General features: G+C 57.5%; 14 protein-coding genes and 1 riboswitch. Of the genes, 4 read left to right on the top strand and 10 right to left on the bottom strand.

Translation table 11 applies throughout. From position 1 onward, the window contains the following. Positions 1–81: 81 nt before the first annotated feature. Positions 82–1,584 (bottom strand): L-arabinose isomerase, encoded by a 1,503-nt coding sequence (gene araA, locus AB3N39_RS03390; protein ID WP_032649842.1) that lies wholly within the window; start codon positions 1,582–1,584, stop codon positions 82–84. A gap of 10 nt (positions 1,585–1,594) precedes the next feature. Then, a complete protein-coding gene (gene araB, locus AB3N39_RS03395; RefSeq protein ID WP_274242011.1) occupies positions 1,595–3,304 on the bottom strand; it encodes a ribulokinase in 1,710 nt (569 codons plus the stop codon). Between the two features lie 337 nt (positions 3,305–3,641). On the opposite strand from araB, the gene araC reads away from it, so the two are divergent. After that, on the top strand, positions 3,642–4,487 hold the full coding sequence (gene araC, locus AB3N39_RS03400) for an arabinose operon transcriptional regulator AraC (protein ID WP_023310373.1): 846 nt from the start codon (positions 3,642–3,644) through the stop codon (positions 4,485–4,487). A gap of 128 nt (positions 4,488–4,615) precedes the next feature. Further along, on the top strand, positions 4,616–5,383 hold the full coding sequence (locus tag AB3N39_RS03405; RefSeq protein WP_063616175.1) for a DedA family protein: 768 nt from the start codon (positions 4,616–4,618) through the stop codon (positions 5,381–5,383). Positions 5,384–5,426: 43 nt separating this feature from the next. Here the strand turns inward: AB3N39_RS03405 and thiQ are convergent, their stop codons facing one another. The 4 genes from thiQ to sgrR form a co-directional block, all read right to left on the bottom strand. Further along, positions 5,427–6,128, bottom strand: coding sequence for a thiamine ABC transporter ATP-binding protein ThiQ (gene thiQ / locus AB3N39_RS03410; RefSeq protein WP_115876452.1), 702 nt, complete (start codon positions 6,126–6,128; stop codon positions 5,427–5,429). Continuing rightward, a complete protein-coding gene (thiP, locus tag AB3N39_RS03415; RefSeq protein WP_367897077.1) occupies positions 6,112–7,722 on the bottom strand; it encodes a thiamine/thiamine pyrophosphate ABC transporter permease ThiP in 1,611 nt (536 codons plus the stop codon). The genes thiQ and thiP overlap by 17 nt, the downstream gene beginning before the upstream one ends. Then, on the bottom strand, positions 7,698–8,681 hold the full coding sequence (gene thiB, locus AB3N39_RS03420) for a thiamine ABC transporter substrate binding subunit (RefSeq protein ID WP_069303662.1): 984 nt from the start codon (positions 8,679–8,681) through the stop codon (positions 7,698–7,700). Before thiB ends, thiP begins: the two co-directional genes overlap by 25 nt. A gap of 31 nt (positions 8,682–8,712) precedes the next feature. Continuing rightward, a riboswitch (TPP riboswitch) is annotated at positions 8,713–8,813 on the bottom strand. Positions 8,814–8,849: 36 nt separating this feature from the next. Further along, entirely contained in the window at positions 8,850–10,505 is a 1,656-nt protein-coding gene (gene sgrR, locus AB3N39_RS03425) for an HTH-type transcriptional regulator SgrR (protein WP_136195617.1), read from the bottom strand. A gap of 88 nt (positions 10,506–10,593) precedes the next feature. On the opposite strand from sgrR, the gene sgrT reads away from it, so the two are divergent. After that, entirely contained in the window at positions 10,594–10,746 is a 153-nt protein-coding gene (gene sgrT, locus AB3N39_RS03430) for a glucose uptake inhibitor SgrT (protein WP_023334488.1), read from the top strand. Between the two features lie 119 nt (positions 10,747–10,865). Next, the gene (locus tag AB3N39_RS03435) at positions 10,866–12,044 is read left to right on the top strand and encodes a sugar efflux transporter (protein WP_133293771.1); all 1,179 of its coding nucleotides are present in this window, start codon (positions 10,866–10,868) and stop codon (positions 12,042–12,044) included. Positions 12,045–12,092: 48 nt separating this feature from the next. Here AB3N39_RS03435 and AB3N39_RS03440 read toward each other — a convergent pair whose 3' ends face one another. The 4 genes from AB3N39_RS03440 to leuC all read right to left on the bottom strand — a co-directional run bounded on the left by AB3N39_RS03440 (position 12,093) and on the right by leuC (position 15,850). Then, positions 12,093–12,674 (bottom strand): cytochrome b/b6 domain-containing protein, encoded by a 582-nt coding sequence (locus tag AB3N39_RS03440; protein WP_111964050.1) that lies wholly within the window; start codon positions 12,672–12,674, stop codon positions 12,093–12,095. Between the two features lie 106 nt (positions 12,675–12,780). After that, entirely contained in the window at positions 12,781–13,671 is an 891-nt protein-coding gene (locus AB3N39_RS03445; RefSeq protein ID WP_143344645.1) for a cation diffusion facilitator family transporter, read from the bottom strand. A 162-nt stretch (positions 13,672–13,833) separates the two neighbouring features. Next, entirely contained in the window at positions 13,834–14,439 is a 606-nt protein-coding gene (gene leuD, locus AB3N39_RS03450) for a 3-isopropylmalate dehydratase small subunit (RefSeq protein WP_143344646.1), read from the bottom strand. Positions 14,440–14,449: 10 nt separating this feature from the next. Further along, positions 14,450–15,850, bottom strand: coding sequence for a 3-isopropylmalate dehydratase large subunit (gene leuC / locus AB3N39_RS03455; RefSeq protein WP_115876447.1), 1,401 nt, complete (start codon positions 15,848–15,850; stop codon positions 14,450–14,452). Positions 15,851–15,852: the final 2 nt, after the last annotated feature.

Raw genomic sequence — 15,852 nt, forward strand, 5'->3', positions numbered from 1 at the left:
CCAGTGCCGGATGGCGCTTCGCTTATCCGGCCTACAGGATCGTAGGCCCGGTAAACGCGGCGCCACCGGGCATTCCGTGCTTTAGCGTTTTGAACCGTAATAGACTTCATTCCAGCGCAGCGCGTCCTTGAAGGCGGGCAGGCGGGTATCGTTATCAATGACGGTCAGTTCGATATCGTGCAGCTCGGCAAACTGACGCATGTCGTTCAGATCCAGCGCGTGGCTGAAGACGGTGTGATGCGCGCCACCTGCGAGGATCCAGGCTTCTGAAGCGGTCGGCAGATCCGGCTGTGCTTTCCACAGGGCGTTGGCGACCGGCAGTTTCGGTAGAGAATGTGGGGTTTCAACCGCATCGACGCAGTTCACCAGCAGGCGGAAACGATCGCCGAGATCGATCAGGCTGGCGTTGATGGCCGGGCCCGTGCGGGTGTTGAAGATCAGACGCGCCGGATCGGCTTTACCGCCAATACCGAGGTACTGCACGTCCAGGATCGGTTTTTCCTCTACCGCGATGGAAGGGCAGACTTCCAGCATGTGTGAGCCGAGCACCAGATCGTTGCCGTTTTCGAAGTGGTAGGTGTAGTCCTCCATAAAGGAGGTGCCGCCCTGCAGACCGGTCGACATCACCTTCATGATGCGAAGCAGAGCGGCAGTTTTCCAGTCGCCTTCGCCCGCAAAGCCGTAGCCCTGCTGCATCAGGCGTTGTACTGCCAGACCCGGCAGTTGTTTCAGACCGTGGAGATCTTCAAAGGTGGTGGTAAAGGCGTGGAAACCGCCCTGTTCCAGGAAGCGCTTCATGCCCAGCTCGATGCGCGCCGCGTCCAGCACGTTCTGGCGCTTGTCGCCGTTGATTTGTGCCGCAGGCGTCAGGCGGTAGCTGCTTTCGTATTCGTCCACCAGCGCGCTCACGTCGCCATCGCTGATTTCATTCACCACCTGCACCAGGTCGCCCACGGCCCAGGTATTCACGGAGAAGCCGAACTTGATCTGCGCGGCCACTTTGTCGCCGTCGGTGACCGCTACTTCACGCATGTTGTCGCCGAAACGCACCACTTTCAGGTGGCGGGTATCCTGCTTAGAGACTGCCTGGCGCATCCAGGAGCCGATACGTTGTTGCGCTTTGCCATCCTGCCAGTGGCCAGTCACGACCGCATGCTGCTGACGCATACGCGCGCCGATGAAGCCGAACTCGCGGCCGCCGTGCGCGGTCTGGTTCAGGTTCATAAAGTCCATGTCGATGCTGTCCCACGGCAGGGAGGCGTTGAACTGGGTGTGGAACTGCAGCAGCGGTTTGTTGAGGATAGACAGGCCGTTGATCCACATTTTTGCGGGGGAGAAGGTGTGCAGCCACACCACCAGACCGGCGCATTTATCGTCGTAGTTGGCGTCGCGGCAGATGTGAGTGATTTCGTCCGGCGTTGTGCCCAGGGGTTTCAGCACCAGTTTGCACGGCAGCTTGGCTTCCGCATTCAGCGCGTTAACGACGTGCTCCGCGTGTTTTGTCACCTGCTGCAGCGCTTCCGGTCCGTACAGATGCTGGCTGCCAATCACAAACCACACTTCATAGTTATTAAAAATGGTCATCATCGTGTCCTTAATGGGTCAGGGTTGCCGTAGTGTCCGCGGCGCTTTTGGCCGGGGCGGCGACAGGGAGATAGTGAAGTTCGGCGCTTTTTGCCCATTGCTGGTAGCGCTGATAAAGCTGTTCAAAGCGTTGTGCCTGCTGGGCACGCGGCTGGAGCGTATTTTCGACGGCGCTCGCCATATGCTGCTGCGCGGTCGGGATATCCGCATGGACCCCTGCGGCCACGGCGGCGAAAATCGCCGCGCCCAGCGCGCAGCACTGATCGGAGGCCACAATCTGCAGCGGACGGTTCAGCACGTCGCAGCAGGCCTGCATGATCACCGGGTTTTTACGGGCAATACCGCCCAGCGCCATCACGTTATTCACGTCGATGCCCTGCCCGGTGAAGCACTCCATAATCGCGCGGGCGCCGAAGGCCGTTGCGGCAATCAGGCCGCCGAACAGCGCAGGCGCGTCGGTTGCCAGGTTGAGATCCGCGATCACCCCTTTCAGACGCTGGTTGGCGAACGGCGTACGACGGCCGTTAAACCAGTCCAGCACCACCGGGAGGTGATCGAGAGACGGATTTTTTGCCCAGGCTTCGGTGAGCTGCGGCAGGAGCTGCTTTTTGCTCTCGGCTATCTGTGTTTTCAGTTCAGGATGCGCCGCCGCCAGCTGGTCTAGCGGCCAGCCCAGCACGCGGCCAAACCAGGCGTAGATATCACCAAACGCGGACTGACCGGCTTCCAGGCCGATGAAGTCCGGCACCACGCTGCCGTCAACCTGTCCGCAGATGCCTTTCACCGCGCGGTCGCCGACGGTGGCTTTATCCGCCGTCAGGATGTCGCAGGTGGAAGTCCCGATGACTTTGACCAGCGTGTTTGGCTGTGCGCCCGCGCCTACGGCGCCCATATGGCAGTCAAAGGCGCCGCCAGAGATCGCCACGTTTCGCGGCAGGCCGAGGCGCGTCGCCCACTCTTCGCAGAGGGTGCCGACGGGAACATCGGCGGTGAAGGTGTCGGTAAACAGCGGGTATGTCAGGCTCTTGTTGATAATCGGGTCGAGTTCATCAAAGAACGCGGCCGGAGGCAGGCCGCCCCAGCTTTCATGCCACAGGGATTTATGCCCGGCGCTGCAGCGACCGCGGCGGATATCCTGCGGGCGGGTGGTGCCGGAGAGCAGGGCAGGCACCCAGTCGCACAGCTCAACCCATGACGCGGCAGCTTGCGCAACGGAGTCGTCGGCACGGGTGACGTGGAGGATCTTGGCCCAGAACCATTCGCTGGAGTAAATCCCGCCGATGTAGCGCGAGTAGTCCGTTTTGCCCGGCTGATGGCACAGGCGGGTGATGGCTTCGGCCTCTTCCACGGCGGTATGGTCTTTCCACAGCACGAACATGGCGTTCGGGTTGTCGGCAAACTCCGGGCGCAGCGCCAGCACGCGTCCTTCGGCATCCACAGGGGCTGGCGTGGAGCCGGTGCTGTCGACGCCAATCCCCACAATCTCAGCTCGCTGGGCGTCAGTCAGTTCGGCCAGGACGGTTTTGATCGCCGCTTCCATCGACTCGATATAGTCACGCGGGTGGTGGCGGAACTGGTTGTTCGGCGCATCACAGTAGCGCCCCTCTTGCCAGCGCGGGTACCACTCAACGCTGGTTGCTATCTCCTGGCCGGACGTACAGTCCACTGCCAGCGCGCGAACCGAATCGCTGCCAAAATCGAGGCCAATCGCAATTGCCATGGTGTTGCTCCATCGAAAAAACAGGTATGGAAGAACATTAGAGACTGGGGGAAAAAGTCGTCAGGCAGGATCCGCTAATCTTATGGACTAAATTGCTGTTACAACGGAAAGTGTGACGCCGTGCAAATATTCAATGTGGACATTTCTGCCGCACTTATAGACACTTTTGTTACTGGTTATCTGCTTGCTCTGGCGAAGAAATCAGGGGGAAAGGCTGAAACATGGCGGACGTAAAAGCGGCGTGATGCTTTTTAGATCTTTACGCGGGCCATTTTTAAGCTGCTTTTAGTGATATGGACAATTGGTTTCCTTCAGGACCCTTGGGAGAACTGAATCTATGGCCGAAACGCAAAACGATCCCCTGCTGCCGGGATACTCGTTTAACGCGCACCTTGTGGCGGGACTGACCCCTATCGAGGCTGAGGGATATCTCGACTTTTACGTCGACCGACCGCTTGGGATGAAAGGGTATATCCTCAACCTCACCGTGCGAGGGGAAGGAATCATCAAGAACGGTGACCAGCAGTTTGTCTGCCGCCCGGGAGATATCCTGCTGTTCCCGCCGGGGGAGATCCACCACTATGGCCGCCATCCGGATGCCAAAGAGTGGTATCACCAGTGGGTTTACTTCCGTCCGCGCGCCTACTGGCAGGAGTGGCTTTCCTGGCCAGCAATTTTTGCGCACACCGGTTTTTATCGCCCGGACGAGGTTCATCTTGCGCAGTTTCGCGAGCTTTTTGCCCAGATTATCGAGGCGGGGCAGGCCGGTGGTCGCTATGCCGAACTGCTGGCGATAAACCTCCTTGAACAGCTGCTGCTGCGACGGATGGAGGCGATTAACGAGTCGCTTAACCCGCCGCTGGATAACCGCGTGCGCGACGCCTGCCAGTACATCAGCGATCACCTGGCCGATAGCCAGTTTGATATCGCCAGCGTTGCTCAGCACGTCTGCCTGTCGCCGTCGCGGCTGTCGCATCTGTTCCGCCAGCAGCTGGGCGTCAGCGTATTGAGCTGGCGTGAAGATCAGCGCATCAGCCAGGCGAAACTGTTGCTCAGCACCACCCGGATGCCCATCGCCACCGTGGGACGCAACGTAGGCTTTGAGGATCAGCTCTATTTCTCCCGCGTATTTAAAAAATGTACCGGTGCCAGTCCGAGTGAATTCCGCGCGGGATGTGAATAATCGGTAAAAAAAGATAAACAAACAGGTGAATGCGGAAAGCAACCTGTAAACTATTCAGACAATTGTTGCCTTGACGCGGTGCGGGGCGCTAAGCAGAATCGCTGATTCGTTTTCTGACCGGAATAGTTATGCAGGCATTGCTGGAACACTTTATTACCCAGTCCGTTATGTACTCGCTCATCGCCGTGGCGCTGGTGGCGTTTCTGGAGTCGCTGGCGCTCGTCGGGTTAATCCTGCCCGGCACCGTAATGATGGCAGGGCTTGGTGCGCTGATTGGCAGCGGCGAGGTTAATTTCTGGCAGGCGTGGCTGGCCGGGATTATCGGCTGCCTGCTCGGCGACTGGATCTCCTTCTGGCTGGGCTGGCGCTTTAAGAAGCCGCTGCACCGCTGGTCGTTCATGAAAAAGAACAAAGCCTTGCTGGATAAAACCGAGCACGCGCTGCATCAGCACAGCATGTTTACCATCCTCGTCGGCCGCTTTGTCGGGCCAACGCGTCCGCTGGTGCCGATGGTGGCCGGGATGCTGGATCTGCCCGTCGCGAAATTCGTGGTGCCGAACATTATCGGCTGCGTCTTCTGGCCGCCGTTCTACTTCCTGCCGGGGATCCTCGCAGGGGCGGCGATAGATATTCCTGACGGGATGCAAAGCGGTGAGTTTAAGTGGCTGCTGCTGGGCACGGCGCTGCTGCTGTGGTTGGCGGTCTGGCTCTGCTGGCGGCTGTGGCGCAGCGCGAAAGCGAGCGTCGATCGCCTGACGCGCTATCTCCCGCGCTCTCGTCTTTTGTGGCTGGCCCCGCTGACGCTGGGTGTGGCCGTGGTGGCCCTGGTCGCGCTGATTCGCCACCCGCTGATGCCGGTGTACGGCGAAATTCTGCTGAAGGTGGTGAGCCGTTAATGTTTATTCCCTCTCCCTGTGGGAGAGGGTCAGGGTGAGGGCATCAGACGGCACGAATGCCCAACAGTGAAGACGCCCCCGCTTTACCACTCAGCAGCTCTTCCGTCTTCCCATCCCACGCAATTCGCCCTTCGGCAACCACCACCGATCGCGGCGCAATCCGTGCTGCATCCTCAATACTGTGCGAAACCATCAGCATCGTCAGCTGCTGACGCTGGCAGACCTCCTGCACCAGGGCGAGCATCTCCTGACGCAGCGCGGGATCGAGCGCCGAGAAGGGCTCATCCAGCAGCAGAAGCGGCTGCTCGCGCACCAGACAACGCGCCAGCGCCACGCGCTGACGCTGGCCGCCGGAGAGCTCGCCCGGCAGCCTGTCGATGAATTCGGTGATCCCCATCTGTCCGGCAATCACTTCAAGTTTTTCGCGTTGGGCATCGTTCAGCCTGAGCCCCGGATGCATTCCCAGCGCGATGTTTTGCCGCACCGTCAGATGGGTGAAGAGGTTGTTTTCCTGAAACAGCATCGACACAGGACGTTTAGCCGGAGGGGCGTTGGTGAAATCACGATTATCGATGGCTATCGACCCGCTGGCAGGTTGCAGAAAGCCGGCGATCAAATTGAGCAAGGTGCTTTTCCCGGCACCGCTTGGGCCAAGCACGGCAATCCGCTCGCCCTGCTGAACGGAGAGCGTGAAGCGCATCGGCAGATGCTGATAAAGCCAGGTTACATCAGTCAGTTTTAACATCACGCCCCGGGAGTTTTTCGATAACGGTAAATAAGGCAAAGCACAGCAGCAGCAGTAACAGCGCGGTAACCGCGCCATCCTGACTGCGGTAAGAGCCAATTTGCTGATAAAGCCAGTAAGGCAGCGTGCGGAAATCGTCATTGCCGAACAGCGCCACGACGGCAAAGTCTCCAATAGAGAGCACGCAGGCAAAGGCCAGCGCCTGCGCCAGCGGGCGTTTTAGCGCGCGCAGTTCGACTACCTTCAGCCGCTGCCAGCCCTGCATGCCCAGCGACTGACACAGCAAACCGTAGCGGCTGTTGACGTCGCGCATCGGGTTTTCCAGCACCTTAAGCGCGTAGGGGATGGCCATTAAGGCGTTAGTGAAAATCACAATGCCATCGGCCCTTTCCGGCAGGCCGAGGGTGCTGTTGAACAGTAAAAAGAAGCCCGTTGCCAGCACGATACCCGGCATCGCCAGTATCAGCATGCCCGTCAGTTCCAGCATTTGTCCGGCTTTTTGCGCCTGGCGGGCGTAGAGCTCACGGCTGCTCCACAGCAGCATCATGGTCAGCATAACGCACAGCAGTCCGGCAGCCAGCGCTATGCGTACCGAGGTCCAGGTCGCCTGCCAGAGAACGGGCTGTTGTAGGACGGACATAAGATTGAGGTTCAGGCCGTCAACGATAACGGCCAGCAGCGGCGGCAGCAGCAGCAACAGCGCCAGCGCGATCAGGATAAAATCGCTGACGCGGCTGTGCAGGCTGTCCTGCGGATCGCGCCAGCCGGTTATTTGATGACTACCTGCGGGAATGGCTTTACTCAGCCGCTGGCTCAACAGCACCAGCGCAAGACAGCACGCCATCTGCACCATCGCCAGCAGCGCGGCGCGACCGGGATCGTAGTCGTAACTCAGCGCCTGGTAAATCGCCAGCTCAATGGTGGTGGCCTGCGGCCCGCCGCCGAGTGACAGCACGGTGGCAAAGCTGGCAAAGCAGAGCATGAAGATTAACGCCGCCACGGGCGGGAGCTGGCGGCGCAGCCACGGCCATTCGACAAAGCGGAAGAACGACACGCCGCGCATGCCGAGCTGGGCGGCAATCTGACGCTGTTCGCCGGGAATATTTTCCAGCGCCTGCAAAAAGAGGCGCGTTGCCATCGGCATATTGAAAAATACGTGCGCCAGCAGAATGCCCTGCAGTCCGTAAGGCGAGAATGACCATTCCAGACCAAGCTGACCGAACAGTGAAGACAGCCAGCCCTGGCGACCGTAAACGCTCAGAATACCAAATACCGCCACCAGCACGGGCAGGATCAGCGTCATGGCGCACAGGCGCAGCAGGGCCTGCCTGCCGGGAAATCGCCGTCGATACAGAGCGCGTGCCAGAAAAATAGCCGGGATCACCGACAGCAGGGCAGAAAGAGACGCCTGCCAGAAGGAGAACCGGATAACGTGCCAGAGGTAGCTGTCGTGCCAGAGGGCGAGCAGGTCGCTCTCTGGCGCGTTAAACCACAATGCAAGAAAAGCCCCCAGGCTGACCGCTACCATCACGGCGGCGGCGAGCAGCCCGGGAAGTAACCAGCCGGAAATCAACGGCTGACGGCGCGTTGCCATTCGCTTACCCATGCGGCACGCTGCGCGGCGACCTGCTGCGGCGTAAACTCCAGCGAGGTTTTCGGTTTGGTCAACTGCTCGAAACCTGCAGGCAGCGCAACGTTAGTAACCGGATACATCCAGTTGCCCGCTGGAATGGCGTTCTGGAACGCCGGTGAAACCATAAACTTCAGGAACTTCTCGGCCAGCTCCGGCTGTTTGCTGGCAGCGGTACGCGCGGCCACTTCCACCTGCAGATAGTGCCCTTCCGCAAAATCTGCGGCTGCATAGTTGTCTTTCTTCTCGGCGATAATGTGGTAGGCCGGGGAGGTGGTGTAGCTCAGCACCAGGTCGCTTTCGCCTTTGAGGAACAGGCCGTAGGCTTCGCTCCAGCCTTTGGTCACGGTGACGGTTTTGGCGGCCAGCTTCTGCCATGCTTCCGGTGCTTTATCCCCGTAGACTTTTTGCATCCATAGCAGCAGGCCCAGGCCCGGCGTGCTGGTACGCGGATCTTCGTAAATTACGCGCCACTTCTGATCGCTTTCGACCAGCTCTTTCAGGCTTTTTGGCGGGTTTTTCAGCTTATTTTTGTCATAAACAAAAGCAAAGTAGCCATAGTCGAACGGCACAAAGGTGTCGTTCTTCCAGCCGCCCGGCACGTTAACGGCATCTGCCGCGACGCCGCTTTTGGCAAACAGTTTGGTTTGCGAGGCGGCTTCCAGCAGGTTGTTATCCAGCCCGAGCACCACGTCGGCTTTACTGTTTTTTCCTTCCATGCGCAGACGGTTGAGCAGCGACACGCCATCTTCAAGCGCCACGAACTTCAGCTCGCAGTTGCAGTCCGCTTCAAAGGCTTTTTTGACAACCGGGCCAGGGCCCCAGTCGGCAGAGAAGGAGTCGTAGGTGTAGACCGTCAGGACGGGCTTGGCAAAAGCAGGCAGCGCAAACAGCGCCAGCAGGGGGAGAACTTTTTTTAACACTTTGCACCTCAGGGTTGAGTGGCAAAGGATTTTGAGCGACAGCCTCAAATCCCTTCGCCGGCGTTATCCGGATCAGGTTCGACGGGTATTATCTCAGCGCACATCTGTGATGCAGCACCCCGTTGAGAACGGCGCTATTGTAATGATTTGGTGAATATTACGAAAGCGTTATGGCTCCGGGGGGGCAAACCAGGCGGATTTAAAATCAAACCAGCCCAGGGTGTTCATCCGCAGGCCGCGCATGCTGCGCTGGCCCTGAATCATCAGCCAGTGGTGGATCAGCGGGACGATCGCCTGCTCGGCCAGCAGCTGCTGGCACCATACGGCAAGATTCATCTCGCCCGATCGCCACAGGGCGGCGTCCTGCTGCCAGTCACGGTCGATGCAGTGCTGGATCAGCGGGACTTCATACAGGTGTGAAAATAATGAAAAATCGAGCGGCAGGGTAAAATTAGCGCTGTTGAGCCAGATATCGCTGGCGATCTCCCCCTGATGCCATTCGTCATAGTCCACTTCTCTTACCTCTAACTTGACCCCCTCGGCTGCCAGCAGGCGGGTCATGATCCTCGCGATAAAACGATGCTCCACGTGCTCGCGGTAGTAGGTCAGGGTGATGGACTCCAGCCCTGCGGGTTTGTCGCAGTGCGACGGCCGGGCGTGGTGCCAGCGCGGAAGCAGGCCGTAGGCCGGAAACCAGTATGTCTGGTACTGCTCTTCCGCATGGTAGATCAGATTGGAAGGGGACAGCACGTGGCTGATCCACTTGCGGACGCCCTGGTTTGCCCCGCGGTGGGTGCGGCGGTCAAACAGGAGATAGTAGCATCCTTCCTCCAGGCGGCTCTCAACGGCCTTTTCTCCGGTGGTGGGGCCTTCAAGCGTCAGACCGCAGCTCAGGTCTTCATTGAGGTCAGGCAATACCCACACGTTCACTTCGTCGATCAGCGCCCGATAGCCAAAGTAGTCATCGAACGCGCGGATTTTCAGCTGGTTGCTGTTATTGCGGGACACGGAGTAGGGCCCGGTGCCAATCGGCAGGCTGGCAAAACTGTTCAATGATTCCCACTCACCGGGCAAAATCATCGACGGCACATAGCCCAGCAGCCAGGGAAGCCACTTGTCCTGCTGCGACAGCTCAATGTCCAGCGTCCAGGCCGTGGGGGAGTGGATGCGCGAAATATGCGAGTAGAGCGGCAGCCTGCGGGCGCGTTCCAGAGAGGCGATGACGTCGTGCATCTCCAGCTCGCGGCCGTGGTGAAAGTGGATGCCGGGGCGTAAGAAGAAGCGCCAGTGGCGCGGGGAAAGCTGCTGCCAGTGATGGGCAATATCCGCCTCCAGTTCCCCGTTTTCCTCATTTATGCGCGTCAGGCCGCTGAAGATTTGTCGGGCCATGTGGGTTTCCGAGCGGCGTAACGCCGTGCCGGGCAACAGATTTTTCATTGGCCGGTAGTAGAGCACCCGCAGAATGTGTCGGCCCTGACGAAAGCTGCGTCCGAGATGGGAAACCAGCATCTGGCGCACGGCGGCCTTGTCGCCCACCAGCTGGACCAGCTGATCGATGCGGTCCTGTTCGAGCAGATCTTCTGCGCGCTGCTGCTGCAACGCCAGTCCGGTATACAGGAAGGTCAGTCGCGAGCGTTTGCCGCGTCCCGCTTCCGCTTCCCAGCTTAACCACCCCTGCTGCTGCATGGTGTTGAGAAGCGTGCGCATATGACGGCGGGAACAGCTAAGCAGGTCCGCCAGCTCGTTGAGCGTGGTCTCCTGCGATTGCCCCTCGCAGCACTGCCAGAGGCGGATAAACTGTTGTTGCAGACGACCGGAAGGCATAAAAGGGGAACTCCTGACAAAAAACCAGCAATTTATTTATCCCTATATTAGGCCAATAATTCTCCTCGATGAAGCGAGGAGGTAAATTATGAAGAGGTCTACCGCACGTCAGTTTTATCAGCAGTACTTTTCAGCGACAAAAGGATCGTCCTGGCTGGCCCGCCGGTGTGCAGAGCAACGGCTGAAAACGTTAGAAGAATTGATGCAGTGGGACGTTACGACACCGACCTCTTCCCGCTAACTCGCCTCGATCATGTGTGACTGAGTATTGGTGCTTATCACCCGCCAGCAAAATGTTTTTGCTGGCTTTTTTCGTTTACTATTCACCCAATTTCGATTCGCTTTCACAAGGACTTGCGCATGCTGTGGTTGATGACGATGGGGCGACGCCTGAACGGCGTGTATGCCGCTTTTATGCTGGTGGCCTTTATGATGGGCGTGGCGGGGGCGCTTCAGGCGCCGACGCTGAGCCTGTTTCTCAGCCGCGAGGTAGGGGCGCAGCCGTTTTGGGTCGGCCTGTTTTATACCGTCAACGCCATTGCCGGGATCCTGGTCAGCCTCGCGCTGGCGAAACGATCGGACAGTCAGGGCGATCGCCGCAGGCTAATCCTCTTTTGCTGCGCCATGGCCGTGGGCAACGCGCTGCTCTTTGCCTTCAATCGTCATTATCTGACGCTCATTACCTGCGGCGTGCTGCTGGCGTCGCTGGCGAACACCGCTATGCCGCAGCTGTTCGCCCTGGCCCGTGAATATGCGGATAACTCCGCGCGGGAAGTGGTGATGTTCAGCTCGGTGATGCGTGCCCAGCTCTCGCTGGCGTGGGTCATTGGTCCGCCGCTGGCCTTTATGCTGGCGTTGAACTATGGCTTTACCACCATGTTCTCCATTGCGGCAGGGATTTTTGTCATCAGCCTGGCGCTGATAGCCTTCGCACTGCCGTCCGTGGCCCGCGTCGAACAGGCGACGGATAAACCTGTTACCCAGGTGAGCGGCTGGCAGGACAAGAACGTCCGCATGTTGTTTATTGCCTCGACGCTGATGTGGACCTGCAACACCATGTACATTATTGATATGCCGCTGTGGATCAGCAGCGATCTGGGCTTACCGGACAAGCTCGCGGGGATCTTAATGGGAACCGCCGCCGGGCTGGAAATTCCGGCGATGATTCTGGCGGGCTATTACGTTAAGCGCTTTGGAAAGCGTCGGATGATGATCGTCGCCGTGGCGGCCGGGGTACTGTTCTACGCGGGGTTGATCCTTTTCCATTCGCGTGAAGCGTTGCTGGCGCTGCAGCTGTTTAACGCCGTGTTTATTGGAATTGTTGCCGGGATCGGCATGCTCTGGTTCCAGGATCTGATGCCCGGCCGTGCAGGCTCGGCAACGACGCTTTTTACCAACAGTATTTCAACCGGCGTGATCCTGGCGGGCGTGATTCAGGGGGCGCTGGCGCAAAGCTATGGCCATGCGTCGGTCTACTGGATGATTGCGGCGCTATCCGTCGTGACGCTCCTGCTGACCTGCCGCGTAAAAGACGTGTGATCGGATGAGTGAAACGGAGCCCGGGAGCACCGGGCTCTGTGAAGCGTTTTATTCGGAATACTGATATTTACGCTGCGCGCGTAGCGTCAGGTACATATGAACGAGTCCCATGAAGCCGTGTGCCCAGAAATATGTCTCAATAAAAACTGTCAGGAATTTATGCAAATCTAAGACGGATTCCGTGACGGACGAAACCGGCCCAAGCGTGGCGTTCAGCACGAACCAGGCCGCGCCGCAGAGTGCAACGCCCAGCAGCGCCAGCACACCCAGACCTTGCACCGTTGCCGCCATACCGCCAGCATGCGCGTCAGGTAACTGACGCTGCGCGAGGGTGCGAATATCTTCAACGATTCCACGAAAATCCAGCGCCAGCCAGGCGTAGTAATACTTAAATCCGCGTTGGGTTAACATCCATGCCATCATGGCAATACCACAAAAAATTAAACCAAACCCTGAGATAACATGGATCCAGGTGACAATTCCGTTCAGTCCGGATTCGTGGAGGGCCTCGCTTTCGGTGAAATTAGAATTGATAATTTGGGCCAGCACCAGTATGGCTACAAGAATGTGCAGTACGCGAAGAAAAGGTGTTTCTTTATGGGGAAGCGTATTACGTAGCGTTGGGTTCATCGCTTTTTACCTCAATAATGAGAGAGCTGATGCGATGCAGTGTGACGCAGATTAATTAACGAAACCTTAACGATGAGTAGCGTCACACTGTATTTATGCGTTCCGATTAGCGAGCAGGATCAATATGCGTCATCACGTTCAGCACATTGAATTTTTGCATCACGTTGTTTCTGGCATTGACGGCAATCTGATGCCCTTCTTTTACGCTTAATTCGCCGTTCACTTCCAGATGGACATCGACAAGGGCTAAATCGCCCATCTTGCGGGTTTTTAAATCATGGAGTCCGGTGACGCCTTCGGTTGAGAGAAGACACGTTTTGATATCGTGCTCCAGCTCGGGTTCAAGCGAACGGTCCATCAGATCGTGCAGGGCATCGGCAGAGAATTTGTAACCCATATGGGCGATGAACACTCCGACAATCAGGGCCGCAATCAGGTCCATCGCGTGAAAACCCACTAAATTCCCGGCAATACCGATGGCGACAACCACTGACGACGCTGCGTCAGAACGGGCATGCCAGGCATTGGCTATCAGCAGCGAGGACTGAATACGTTTTCCCGTGGCAAACATGTATCTGAACAGACTCTCCTTCACCACCAGCGCCAGTATCGCCACCCACAAAGCGGCCCCTTTTACTATCTGATGCGTCTCGGGATTAAGCAGTTTATTGCCAGCGGACCAGAGCATCCCGACCCCCACGAGCAGCAGAATAGCGCCAATAATAAGCTTTGCACCGTTTTCGAAACGCAGATGACCGTAATGATGATCGATATCAGAGGCTTTCTGACTCTTTTTATTCGCAATCAGAACGACAAAGTCAGAAGATAAATCGGAAAGAGAATGAATCCCATCAGCAATTAATCCCTGTGAACCGGAGAATATTCCTGCAACTATCTGAAAGCAAGTGAGTAAAATATTTATTATCACGCTTACTAATGTGCATTTGTGTATTTCCCGAGAACGGATGTGAGACTCATTGCCATTTTTCTTTTCCATGATAATTTCCGCTACCAACTGATTGAGCGATTATTCTGCGCAGGGAACATTAAATTGACGTTAAATATAACGTCATTATTGGCTGGGTTTGGGAATATTTACAGAAGGAGGGCGGGTATCGGGATAAAACGCGGCCTGCAGAGTGCACTGCAGGCCGGAGGATTACTTCATAAATGCAGGTTGTTTGTGTTCGTAAGTGGCAATCGCCGCTTCGTGCTGGAGAGTTAAACCTATGCTGTCCAGACCGTTCAGCATGCAGTGACGGCGGAACGCATCAATGCTGAAGCTGTAGGTTTTATCCCCGGCTTTCACCACTTCCGCTTCCAGATCCACTTCAAACGAAATACCCGGATTCGCCTTAACCAGCGCGAACAACTCATCGACCTGTTCATCGCTCAGCGTCACCGGCAGCAGCTGGTTGTTGAAGCTGTTACCGTAAAAAATATCCGCGAAGCTTGGGGCGATGACCACTTTGAAGCCGTAATCGGTGAGCGCCCACGGGGCGTGTTCGCGGGATGAGCCGCAGCCAAAGTTTTCTCGGGCCAGTAAAATGGAGGCGCCTTTGTACTCAGGGAAGTTCAGAACGAATTCCGGATTAGGCACTTCGCCTTTGTCGTCCAGGAAACGCCAGTCGTTGAACAGGTGCGCGCCAAAGCCGGTACGCGTCACCTTCTGCAGAAATTGTTTCGGAATAATAGCGTCAGTATCGACGTTAGCGGCGTCCAGCGGGACAACCCGGCCCGTATGTTGGGTAAATTTCTCTGCCATGATTGTCTCCTTATTTCAGGCTGCGAATATCGGCGAAATGGCCGGTGACTGCCGCAGCGGCGGCCATTGCCGGGCTGACCAGATGGGTACGCCCACCGCGGCCCTGACGGCCTTCAAAGTTACGGTTGCTGGTGGAGGCGCAGCGCTCACCCGGATTCAGGCGATCGTTATTCATGGCCAGACACATGGAGCAGCCAGGCAGGCGCCACTCGAAGCCCGCTTCGATAAAGATCTTATCCAGACCTTCGGCTTCCGCCTGGGCCTTCACCGGACCGGAGCCAGGTACCACCAGCGCCTGCACGCCCGGTGCCACTTTACGGCCTTTGGCAATCTCTGCCGCCGCGCGCAAATCTTCGATACGGGAGTTAGTGCAAGAACCGATAAAGACTTTATCAATGGTCACGTCGGTCAACGGCACGCCGGGCTTCAGCCCCATATAGGCCAGCGCTTTTTCCGCACTGGCGCGCTCGACCGGATCGGCGAAGGAAGCAGGATCTGGAATGGCGTCGTTGACGGAAATCACCTGACCCGGGTTGGTCCCCCAGGTCACCTGCGGCGCAATCTCTTCTGCCTGCAGCGTGACAACGGTATCAAACGTCGCCCCATCGTCGGTTTTCAGGGTTTTCCAGTACGCTACCGCGTCGTCAAAATCGTGACCTTTCGGCGCGTGCAGACGGCCCTTCACATAGTTGAAGGTCGTTTCATCTGGCGCGACCAGACCGGCTTTGGCGCCCATCTCAATGGCCATGTTGCACAGGGTCATGCGGCCCTCCATGCTCAGCGCCTGGATAGCGTCTCCGCAGAACTCAACGACGTGGCCTGTACCGCCTGCGCTGCCGGTTTTACCGATAATCGCCAGCACGATATCTTTCGCGGTAATGCCAGGTGCCGCTTTGCCCTTCACTTCAATCTTCATCGTTTTGGCACGGCCCTGCTTCAGGGTCTGCGTCGCCAGAACGTGTTCAACCTCTGAGGTGCCAATCCCGAACGCCAGAGCGCCAAACGCGCCGTGTGTTGCGGTATGGGAGTCACCGCAGACGATGGTCATGCCCGGCAGGGTGATCCCTTGCTCAGGCCCCATCACGTGGACGATGCCCTGATAAGGATGGTTCAGGTCGTACAGCTCAACGCCAAATTCTTTACAGTTCTTAATCAGCTCCTGCATCTGGATACGCGCCATCTCACCCGAGGCATTAATGTCTTTGGTCTGGGTGGAAACGTTGTGATCCATCGTCGCGAAGGTTTTACCCGGCTGACGTACCGGACGCTTGTGCGCGCGCAGGCCGTCAAATGCCTGAGGAGAGGTCACTTCGTGTACCAGATGACGGTCAATGTACAGCAGCGGGGTTTCGTTTGGTGCCTCGTAAACAACGTGTGCATCAAACAACTTTTCATATAACGTTTTAGCCATGA

This window comes from Enterobacter vonholyi, from assembly GCF_040834095.1.
Classification (GTDB): Bacteria; Pseudomonadota; Gammaproteobacteria; order Enterobacterales; family Enterobacteriaceae; genus Enterobacter; species Enterobacter vonholyi.